This is a genomic window from Bartonella rattaustraliani AUST/NH4, from assembly GCF_000312565.1.
Classification (GTDB): domain Bacteria; phylum Pseudomonadota; class Alphaproteobacteria; order Rhizobiales; family Rhizobiaceae; genus Bartonella; species Bartonella rattaustraliani.
In genome coordinates this window covers 1-10,664 of record NZ_CALW02000068.1, presented here as the reverse complement: position 1 = coordinate 10,664, position 10,664 = coordinate 1, and the positions used below count along the sequence as shown (strand labels likewise).

At 36.1% G+C, this 10,664-nt stretch carries 5 protein-coding genes and 2 pseudogenes; 3 read left to right on the top strand and 4 right to left on the bottom strand.

The features are described from left to right. Both BN67_RS14525 and BN67_RS12965 read left to right on the top strand, forming a co-directional pair. On the top strand, nt 1-2,230 hold a 2,230-nt coding region (locus tag BN67_RS14525; protein WP_019223901.1), incomplete at its 5' end, for a type ISP restriction/modification enzyme. Nucleotides 2,231-3,749: 1,519 nt separating this feature from the next. Further along, nucleotides 3,750-4,442, top strand: a pseudogene (locus tag BN67_RS12965) (hypothetical protein); the annotation flags it as partial. Nucleotides 4,443-5,340: 898 nt separating this feature from the next. Here the strand turns inward: BN67_RS12965 and BN67_RS12110 are convergent. Continuing rightward, the gene (locus BN67_RS12110) at nt 5,341-5,817 is read right to left on the bottom strand and encodes an LbetaH domain-containing protein (RefSeq protein WP_019223897.1); all 477 of its coding nucleotides are present in this window, start codon (nt 5,815-5,817) and stop codon (nt 5,341-5,343) included. A 629-nt stretch (nt 5,818-6,446) separates the two neighbouring features. Between BN67_RS12110 and BN67_RS12960 the strand changes: the two are divergent. Continuing rightward, a pseudogene (locus BN67_RS12960) lies at nt 6,447-7,474 on the top strand (tyrosine-type recombinase/integrase). A gap of 134 nt (nt 7,475-7,608) precedes the next feature. Here the strand turns inward: BN67_RS12960 and BN67_RS09630 are convergent. The 3 genes from BN67_RS09630 to tatC all read right to left on the bottom strand — a co-directional run bounded on the left by BN67_RS09630 (nt 7,609) and on the right by tatC (nt 10,521). Further along, the gene (locus BN67_RS09630; RefSeq protein WP_019223892.1) at nt 7,609-8,268 is read right to left on the bottom strand and encodes a protein-L-isoaspartate(D-aspartate) O-methyltransferase; all 660 of its coding nucleotides are present in this window, start codon (nt 8,266-8,268) and stop codon (nt 7,609-7,611) included. Between the two features lie 133 nt (nt 8,269-8,401). Further along, nucleotides 8,402-9,679 (bottom strand): serine--tRNA ligase, encoded by a 1,278-nt coding sequence (gene serS, locus BN67_RS09625; protein WP_019223891.1) that lies wholly within the window; start codon nt 9,677-9,679, stop codon nt 8,402-8,404. Continuing rightward, entirely contained in the window at nt 9,679-10,521 is an 843-nt protein-coding gene (tatC, locus tag BN67_RS09620; protein ID WP_019223890.1) for a twin-arginine translocase subunit TatC, read from the bottom strand. Before tatC ends, serS begins: the two co-directional genes overlap by 1 nt. Nucleotides 10,522-10,664: the final 143 nt, after the last annotated feature.

Sequence of the window (10,664 nt, the reverse complement as noted above, 5' to 3'; positions counted from 1 at the left end):
TGATGTTTCTATTCTTGACCCTTTCACTGGAACGGGTACCTTTATCACAAGGCTTTTACAATCCAATCTCATCAAACCCGAGGATATGGAATATAAATTCCGTCATGACATTCATGCCAATGAGATTGTCTTGCTTGCTTACTACATTGCTGCCATTAACATTGAAACGACCTATCATAGTCTTATGAAAGGTGACTATATCCCCTTTAAGCATATTGGTTTAACAGATACCTTCCGGATGCTTGAAGAGAAAGATTTGCTGCGAGGTATATTCAAAGCAAACAGTGACTATTTAGAACTTCAGAAAAAACTAAACATTCAAGTTATCTTTGGTAATCCTCCTTATTCAACAAAGCAAAAAAATGAAAATGATAATGCAAAAAATACACCTTATCCGGTATTAGATGACCGTATTCGTGAGACCTATGCTACTCAATCAAAAGCAACCAATATGCAAGCACTTTATGATAGTTATATCCGTGCAATTCGTTGGGCGAGTGATCGTATTGATAATGCTGGGGTCATTGGCTTTGTTTCTGGGTCTGGTTACGTAGAAAAATCGACAATGGATGGTGTACGAAAATCTTTAGCCAAAGAATTCACCAGTATTTATGTGCTCAATTTACGAGGGGATATTCGTAAAAACATGTTAAGTAATGGAAATGCTCAAGAAGGCGAAAATGTTTTTGGCAATGGCAGTATGACCGGTATTGCTATAACGCTCTTTATCAAAAATCCTACTGTTACTGGACCTTGTAAAATTTACTATCACGACATTGGTAGTAATCTTACAGCAGAAAGGAAACTTGATATAATAAAATCCTTTAAGAGTATCGGTGGTATTACAGAAAAGCAAGCTTGGCAACTTATTACACCAGACAAACATGCTGATTGGATCAATCAACGTGATGAAAGTTTCAAAACATTTTTAGCACTAGGTATTAAAAGAGGACATGATACAAAACTCTTTGAAACCTTTTCGTGTGGTATTGTAACTAGTCGTGACGCTTGGGCATATAACTCGAGCCGTGAGGCGTTAGTGAAGAACATGAGCAATATGATTGGCTTTTATAATAGCGAAGTAGAACGTTTTAATGACGCCTATGAGCATGCTAATCGCGAGACACGTAAAAAGGCTGTAGACAGTTTCGTAAACTCAGATGCAAGTAAAATTAGCTGGAGCCGTGCTATCAAACAGGAATTAAGCAAAGAAAAGCTTTTTACGTTTGAAAATAACTGTCTTACGCAAAGTCTTTATCGCCCTTTTACAAAACAGTGGCTTTATTATAATCGCGCTTTTAATGAAATGGTTTATCAAATGCCGCGTATATTCCCTATGGGAAAAGCGGCAGCCGAAAATAGGGTTATTCAGGTTACAGGAGTTGGAGGAAGAAGCAGTTTTTCTGTTTTGATGACGAATACTTTGCCTGAACTTAATGTCATAAATAATGGTCAATGTTTTCCAAGGTACTTTTATGAAGAGGCTGAAATTTCAAAAGATAAAAATAAAAAGCAGTCCCATTTATTTGAAAGCTCTATAGAGAAAGATGAAACCGTTGGTTTACAAAGGCGTGATGCCATTACTGATGAAGGATTAGCACATTTTAAAGCCGCTTATCCTGATGAGAAAATCACTAAAGATGATCTGTTTTATTATATTTATGGAATTTTGCATTCAGAAGATTACCGTGCTCGTTATACTGATAACCTTTCTAAAGAATTGCCTCGTATCCCTTGTGTAAAAACTGCTGAAGATTTTTGGGCTTTTGTTAATGCAGGACGTGAACTTGGTCACTTGCACATGAATTATGAAACTGTAGCACCTTATCCAGTAACCTTTAAAAAGGGTAATCCAAAATTAACTGATATCCCTAATCCTGAAAAATTCTATTATGTGACTGAAATGAAATTCGCAAAAGTTAAGAAGTGTAAGGAAAAAGATAAATCTACAGTGATTTACAATCGTCATATCACCATGACAGATATACCTCTTGAAGCCTATGAGTATATCGTCAATGGCAAACCTGCTCTTGAATGGGTTATGGGGCGTCAATGTGTAAAGACCGATAAAAAAAGTGGTATTGTTAATGATGCTAATCGTTATGCCGTTGAGACCATTGGCAACCCTGCTTACCCCTTAGAATTGTTTCAACGGGTTATCACAGTAAGTTTAGAAACCATGAAAATTGTGAGAAACTTACCAACATTAGAAATAAGAGAAATAAACTGAACAGAATTAATAAGGCATGCTCATCTTATAGAGGTCTTTTGAATCTTCATTAACACTACAGTCTATAAGGCATCATATTGTGATGATTGATGATAGACAATTTAAAACACTAGGAATTTTTTATCATGCGTTATTTCAATAAAAAGAGAAGCTTTGCACTTTTAAATACTCTTCTTTGGATTGCTTTAAGGCTTTTCAGAAACCCCTTTCTCTATAAGATCAGATTTTTTGGGATTGCCTTTAAGAGATTATATAGAAATCTAAAATGGTGTCTTTTAACTTTTAAGAGTTCTGTTTAAAGAGAATTGTGAGTATTTATAGTCCTTTAGTTATGATGCTATCATAAGAATTCAAAACCTCTTTAAAGGTTTCTATGCCATTTCATAAATTATATTGAAACCACTCTCTCAAATCATAAGTTTAGTCTGTTAAAAAAACACCAAAACCACGACAGAACCCCTTAGTATGTATGTTATTGGTTGTATTTATAGATTGTACTGTCTTTATAAGTTGTATTGTTAAAATACTAACAACTTGAAATATAATGTTTTTTATTTTTCTTACTCTTTAAAAAAATAATATAAACATACCCCCCACCTCCAAAAGCCATAAAACTCTTTTGAAAGAGATTGACGTATATTTACACACAATGGATTAAAGAATAAAACAACTGTTAATAATGAATGGGCATTTTATTAAATCAATAACCAAAAGTCTAAAAACACTTTATGATAAGCAAGTAGCTTACAAAACGACCTTCCTGCTTTTTTAAAATAGATTGGCTATCTTTAGAGGCTTTCATAACAAAAATGCACTATCGTATTTGTTTTTTGCTTTTATGAAAGCGCGGTGTCTATGAAGGCTCGCTAGGTAAATGATAAATCTCTTATAAGACAATTCACAAAAATCATTCAATAATAAAGAGGCATGCTTTTAAAGCTAAAAATATGATTGCTAAGAGCGTTTTCAAATCTTATAAATATAGATAGACAAATAACGAAAACGCTTAACCACACCGTTAATATAGAATCCAAAACACGCAATAAAATAGAAACTGTTTATAAGAACATGACAATCTTTATACACAACGTGTTTAAAAAATACAAAAAATATCAAAAAAAGATAAAACTATTGTTGACAATAAATACGTATTTTGTTATACTAATACTTAAGTGATCAAAAACACTATACAGATAGCGAATAGGTTACGAAAAAACCTCTTCCAAACTTTAAAATACTGACTATCTTTTATACTTTTGTTAGTATATGAGAATTTTGTCGGGTGTGGTCATGCTATACAAGACCCTTATGGGGAAGGCATGCCAACGGACTATCTGCCGTGTTTTTGAGCGCCCGGCGTCTCCATTATGGCGTCAATTCAAAAACTTATATACAGGTAGGAAATTTTTATGAACAATACAGTTATATCTTCCATTACAAACGAAGCCGCCTCTACTCAAAATCAAAAAATTGAAAAAAAATATGAACTCACAGATCAAACCATTCTTCGCGAAGGTAAAAAGCTTTAAGAGATTTTAGTGATGTAAAGGCTGGTCAACTTGGGGGCTTTGTTGAAAAGGAAAGCAATCTCTCTCACGAAGGCAATTGCTGGCTTTATGATGATGCCTGTGCTTATAGCCATGCAAGGGTTTTTGAAAATGCAAGGGTACGCAATAATGCGCACGTGCGCGGGCAAGTCTATGGCAATGCTTTTGTTTATGGCAAGGTGTTAATTTCTCAATTCGCAAAAATTTATGACAATGCACGCGTTTATGACAAGGCTTATGTCATGGGGTATGTTTATAACAATGCCCATGTGTATGGCAATGCACATATTGATGTTGAGGCGCATGTTTATGACAATGCTCACGTTTTTTATAACGCTTGGGTTTGTAGTTATGCAAGGATTTATGGTGATGCGCAGGTTTCAGGTTTTGCATATATTTGTAACTATGGGAAAGTTTATGGGCATGCCATGGTTTTTAAGCGTGCGAAAATTTATGGTGAGGTCTATGGGCATGCTCGCGTGAGTGGCACGGCTGAAATTTATGGTTCTGTTTATGAGAGAGCAAAGATTTCCCACAAGATTAAGGTTTGGGGGAAAGTCTATGGCACTGCCATTCTCGATAAAAAAAGCAAAATAAGCTCTATTAAAAATCATCAAGAAGTTTATAAAGGTCGTAAAATTGTTGATATTAAAAACAATAAATAATGAGGCATGGGGGGGGCCTTTTATTCTTTAAACGTATTCAAAAAGCCGCGCTTTTAATCGACGCGGCTTTATAAATGATGAATGTAGATAAAAAATATCAATTAACAATAAATGCCTCTCTATACAAAACCTATCATATTGCAAGCGCTCTATTGTCATTATGAAACGTTATCCAAAAAAGTATAAAACGTTCTTGTTATATTTGATAGAAGAGAGAAACTGTGAATACAGCGTTTACGATAAAACCTATTCATGATAACGCTCTCATATTTGAAAGCGTCAATTAAAATCACTTACATTCTCAAAATCAAAACCTATTGAGTAGATCAAAACGTTTTGTAAGGTCTCTATCAATCCAATCAAGAGTAAATGCGTTGGTAAGTGTAATTAGTAACAAACCCGCTCTTTTGATTTTATGCTTGTAAGCATTGGTTTTGAAAGCAATCTCTCATAAGATAATAAACAACGGCTTATTTCAACTATGCCTAGTCGTGATCTCAAAAGAATGTTTGAGAATTTAACGCTCTCAAATTTGAAGTGAGTGATTTTAGTGTCACTTATGCGTGATATAAGAGATACTTGAAAATTATACTTCTAAAGTAGATAACCCCAATTTTAGAGGCGTTGTTTTTTAGAGCTAACAATTTTTAACGTTTGTTAAGATGTGATTTAAACACATGCAATTATGTTGATTGGATAATTTCAAACGATTGCGTCTAATAATAACTATCGATTTTATGATTAAAACGTATTATTGAATTGTTATGAATGATTACTGCTTTTGAATGCTCACATGCGTTATAAGATTTGTATCATGATTTGCTTTTCATGCTTTGTTTATAAATAGCAATTGTTGATAAAAAGTGGTCAATTGAATCACATATAAAAAGATGGATTCTTAAATGGATTCATATAAAATAATTGCACACAAACTATTGACATTATTGTGTTTTTTATGATAATATATTGCCCTCTGTACGGCGTTATCACTCACAACGGCATTGCCATAAACGTAGCCACCAATTTTTGCATTGCCATTAATGACTGCATTGTCATAAACATGAGTATCACAACCATAAACCCTGGCTTTATTACTCACTACTGCATTCCCATAAACCTTGGCACAGCCAGAAACCATAGCCTTATCACTTATTTTTGCATTTTCACTAACAATAGCATCATATGAAGCAATGGCATCATTATAAACCCAGCAATTGCCTTCGTGAGAAAGGTTTTCTTTCTTTTCGATAAAACCGCCCAGATCACCAGCCTTGACATCATCAAAATCTCTTAAAGCTTTAATGCGGTGTAAAGTGATACCGTTAACAACTTTAGTTTCATCTGTGAGTTCATATTTTTTTACAGAATTTTTCATAGTAAATCCTCGTATTTTAACATTTTCATTGCCCCCCTAAGGGCGCCGGGCGCTGAAAAACACGGATACGAGACCGTCGTTACACTTTTCCCTATAAAGGGTATTGTATAGTGTAACCACACCCGGCAAAATCGTTATATGCTAATGATAGCACAAAAGAAAGCCAGTATATTTAAAAGCATAGGAAGAGGTCTTTTCGCAACCTATTCGCTCGTATTACAGTGTTTTTCAAGCACTTGTCGCCCTTTTAACCGATTTGTTTTTTTGCGTCAATTAAACAGATCAATCAAGCCGTACAAGAGTTTTTACAACAGATAGATCAAGATATCAAACAACTCTCTACAAGAGCGGCTTAAAGCTTATGGGGGTGCATTTACAGCGTTCTGCACCCCCACCCACTTCTCAATCAATCATAGAGGAAAATATCATGGCTATGAGAAAACCCGTCATAACAGAACCAGAAATCAACCGTGTCATACGCTCAGCCAAAAAAAAATGAATTAAGCGCCGTGGAAATAAGAACCGAAGGTTGTTCTGTTTTAATGTATCTCAAAGATGACTTACCGCCTTTCATCCAAGAAAAGGACCAAAAGAAATCTTCAGACGACTTTTTCAAACCGCCTCATCTTGTGAAAGAAGTCACAAGATACGGGAATGTTTTATGGTATGTTCGTATTGGTCACGGTCCTCGTATACGTATCAAAGGAATCTATGGAAATTGAAATTGTAATATTGTAGAAAAGTTAATCAAAATGCCAAAGAGAAGCACGAGAGTTTATTGATCAATATGATAGAGCTCATCTATAAATACTATCAAAGCGTTCACTGGAATAAATTATCAAAAGGAACCCGTTACCAGAGGCAATTAACCTACCGTAATATAATTGATAAAAATGGTGAGGCTCTCTACTCAGAAATTACCAAAAAGACGCTACAGCACGCTATCAATGACCTGCTTGATACGCCGGGGTCCGCAAAGAATTTTATGGGAGCTATGAGCTGTCTCTTTAAATGGGCAGTTGATATGGATTATGTTGAAGATGATCCAACAATTGGTGTTAAAAGACCTGTATCACAAAACAAAGATGAATTTATAGCCTGGACGGAAAAAGACATAGAGGACTACTACAAATGTTGGGACGAACATACCAAAGAACGGGTATGGCTTGACGTTTTGCTTTACACGGGCTTGCGTCGCGGCGATGCGGTTCGTATCGGTTAGCAAGACGTTCAAGACGGTATCTTATTTCTAACAACAGAAAAGAGCGGCTTTAAAACAGAGGTTCACTTACCGCTTTTACCAACTCTTATAGACAGTCTGGAACGCGGTAAAACCGGTCTCAATACTTTTATATGTAGCAAAAAAGGAAATCCTTTAACAAAAAATGTCTTTGGAGTTTTGTTCTGTAAAGCTTGTCGTGTGGCGGGTATTAAAAAGTCTGCTCATGGTGTTCGAAAAATAGCTGCCACACGCACTGCCAATGCAGGCGCAACGGTAGCCCAAATGAAAGCCCTCTTTGGTTGGACAGATGATACAATGGCGTCGCATTATACCAAGACAGCAGACAGAAAAAGGCTCGCCATTGAAGCAATCAAAAAACTGCAAAAAAATTCGGGATACCCCCCCAAAAAATGTAATAGAATCAATGAATCATGAAATCCCAAATTTTCATATAATTTGTTTATTTTATTATATTGTATATCTTACTTAAGGGTTAAAATCAGTTATTTATGAACCTTAAACTGTTCGCACCCTACTTTTATGTTAAAAACATGTTTTTATTTAAAAAATTAAAGCATTTCCGCAATACCTGGAATAAAAGGTTGATAACGTACTTGAAACATTTCTAAACGCTCAAACCGATTACCAATTTTTGTATAGCACCTCATCATTTGCACCCCTTCATCAGGTCCTATAGCTTGAATGAGCATCCCATTTTCAGCTAAAAGTTCTAAAAATTCCGTTGGTTCATTGGAACGTGACGGCCAAACAAGAATACGATCAAATGTTCCCAAACCTGTAATATTACAACTTCCATCAAGCTGCTGTATCATAATATTGTCAAGTCCTAGAGCTTGAAATTTTTGACGTGCTAAATCAACAAGTGTTTTATAACGATCAACTGTTGTCACACGATCGCTCAGGCACGCCATAAGAGCAGTACAAAAACCAGAGCCTGTACCAATTTCTAAAACACGATGCTTTTTTTTCAACGATAATGCAGAAAGGACCAAAAGCTGCTCTTCCAAACGCTCAATATATTCACCACATTCGATAGGAATAATTTTATTATCATAAGCGCTGCTAAACCATGGGGAAGCCACAAAATGTTGACGCGGAATTTTTTCAATCGCCTTAAAAAAGCGAACATCATCAATCCCTTTACTGCGCATTTTCAGCACAAGAACTGCCAACTCTTCATGAAATCGTAAAGTGCTTTTCTGCTCCATACTCTCATTTAGTCTCCAACAGAGTAATATCCTTATCCTACGTACAACGCACTTCTTTCAAAAGTGGCAGAACTTCACATTTGCATATTATCACTTTCAGCAACAAAAATATATCCATTTTCCTTTTGCAAAATTAAGCAGTAATACAACGCATCCCTTTCATATAGGGTTGTAAAACATCTGGTACAATAATAGACCCATCAGCCTGCTGATAAGTCTCAAGAATTGCGATCAAACAACGCCCAATCGCTGTACCAGAACCATTAAGACTATGAACGAAGTGTAATGCTTTATCACCCTCCTTACGATATCGCGCATTCATGCGTCGCCCTTGAAAATCTCCACAAACTGAACAACTGGAAATTTCACGATATTGCCCTTGACCTGGAAGCCAAACTTCAATGTCATAAGTTTTACGTGCAGAAAACCCCATATCACCTGTCGAAAGAACCACTGTACGAAAAGGTAAACCAAGACGTTTCAATACATCTTCTGCACATTCTGTCATACGTTCCAATTCCGTTAATGATTGCTCTTCAGTGGTAATCGATACCATTTCCACCTTCCAAAATTGGTGTTGCCGCAACATGCCACGCGTATCACGACCTGCAGCGCCCGCTTCTGAGCGAAAACAAGGCGTTAAAGAAGAAAATCGTAAAGGTAAATCCGATATCTCAAGAATTTCATTGTTTACCAAATTGGTTAACGGGACTTCCGCTGTAGAAATAAGCCATCTACCATCTGTCGTTTGAAAAAGATCATCTGCAAATTTTGGCAACTGTGCAGCCCCGTAAACAGTCTCTTCACGTACAAGAAGTGGTACAGAAACTTCTGTATAACCATGCTCCTCAACATGCACATCAAGCATAAATTGACCCAGTGCGCGCTCAAGTCGCGCCAATGTCCCTGAAAGCACTGTAAAACGTGTTCCCGATAAACGGCTTGCCCGCTCAAAATCCATCTGTTTAAGATTTTGACCAAGGTCAAAATGCTCCTTTGGTGTAAAGTCAAACTTTGATGGTGTCCCAAAATACCGCATAACAACATTATTGTTTTCATCTTTACCCTTTGGAACATCATCTAATGGAGTGTTTGGAAGAACGGAAAGAGCCATTTCAAAATTCTCTGTCAATCGTTTTTCTTCCGCTATAGCAGAAGAAAGAAAATCTTTAATCTCTTCAACCTCAGCTCTCAGCTGTTCCGCCAGCTTCTGGTCACCCGCCGCTAAAGCCCGCCCTATTTCTTTTGAAATCGCATTGCGACGCTCCTGCGCAGATTGGACTTTAGCAACATAGGAACGCCGCTCAAGATCAAGTTTTATTAATCTTTCTGCTTGCGGCTCAAGACCTCTATCGACCAGTGCAGCATCTAATTTTTCAGGATGTTCACGAATCCACTTAATATCAAGCATCAAAATTCCTCATTTCCATCATTTTTATTCGTTTCCTCTCGCACAAAAGATAAACTTCTTTTAAGAGGTTTTTTTCTTTTTTCTATACAGTAAGCAATTAAAATTGAGATCTCATAAAGAGCTATTGTTGGCAAGGCTACTGCAAACATAGTAAAAAAATCCGATGGCGTAACTATAGCCGCAATTATAAAAGAGACGAGAATAGCCCACTTCCGTTTAGATACCAAACTGTTAGATGTTAAAAAACCAACTTTTGTTAAAAGACTGGTAACAAGAGGTAATTGAAAAATCAAACCAAAAATCAGAACAAACGATGTCATAAAACTCAAATAATCAGAAATACGAACGATAAACTCTATTCTTAAATGAACATCGGGAAGAAATTGTTGAGAAAGGCTAAACCAAAGCATTATTGGCGCGAATAGAGCGTAAACAAAAGCGCCCCCAAGACAAAATAAAATTGGTCCACCAATGAGAAATGGGAGAAAAGCCATACGCTCATTTTTATAAAGTCCTGGTGCGATAAAGCTATAAAACTGAAAAGCCGTATAGGGAAAGGATAAAATAGCGGCCCCAAAAGCAGCAAGTTTCATTTTTGTTAAAAAAGTTTCCCATACTTGCGTCGATTGCAAACGAATATTTTCAGGATTACCACCTGATATTTTCATTGCCCATTGATAAGGCCATATCAAAAAATTTAAAATATAATCTTTGATAAAAAAACAAACCATAAAAGCTATTAAAAACACAATGAGGGCTGCAATAATGCGCTGACGAAGTTCAATCAAATGCTCTAAAAGTGGCGCCATATTGGTATCAACTTCATCTTTCTGAACACTCATGATGTGCCTTTTTTATTTTTAAAAGTTGCCGAAAACCCTTTAGAATCGTGATGAGCAAGAGAGACTGTTAAATCTTCATTGGCTTTATCTTGATCATATCCCGAAAACTCTTCGTCTTTTTTTGATTTATGGTATCGTGTGTT